Raw genomic sequence first — 588 nt, 5'->3', positions numbered from 1 at the left:
ATTTAAGCAGTGCGCTTAGCTATAATCGAAGTCTAGCTGCACATTCCACGGCATTAGGTCGGTAAAATCATCATCACCCTCATCTCGATTCGGCAACGTTTTAAATAAATGCACAAAGTAGTAATAAGGATTGATGTCATTGGCACGGCAGGTCATCACAATACTATAAAGTATCGCGCTGGCCTGAGCACCATTAACCGATTTTGAGAATAGCCAGTTTTTTCTACCAGTGGTAAACGGCCGAATATCTCGCTCAGTAATATTATTATCAATCCCTAGTTCGCCATCTTCACTATACCGCATTAATTTCGGCCATTGATTAAGCGTGTATTTTATCGCTTTGCCAATATAACTCCCCGCCGTTACTTTACCTTCGGCTTCATCAAGCCACGCTTTAAAGTGCATTAATATGGGTAAGGCTTTTTCTTGTCGTAACTGATACCGCGCTTGAGGAGATAACTGTTTGTTTTTAGCGTGGGTTTCCAGTTTATATAATTGGCTGATAAAGCTGATGGCTTTATGCGCTCGACCTTTGTTTTTCGACTCTGCTTTTAAGGCATCGTTATATTTGCGTCTAGCGTGTGCCCA

Annotated in this window: 1 protein-coding gene; it reads right to left on the bottom strand. The window is 41.7% G+C overall.

Annotated features, from left to right (window positions below; genetic code table 11):
• Positions 1–15: 15 nt before the first annotated feature.
• On the bottom strand, positions 16–588 hold a 573-nt coding region (tnpC, locus tag AAEZ22_RS18135), incomplete at its 5' end, for an IS66 family transposase (RefSeq protein ID WP_352298375.1).

The sequence above is a fragment of the Pseudoalteromonas sp. 20-MNA-CIBAN-0454 genome (assembly GCF_040308685.1).
Classification (GTDB): Bacteria; Pseudomonadota; Gammaproteobacteria; order Enterobacterales; family Alteromonadaceae; genus Pseudoalteromonas; species Pseudoalteromonas nigrifaciens.
The sequence above is the reverse complement of the archived record's forward strand: the minus strand, read 5'-3'. Positions and strand labels throughout refer to the sequence as shown.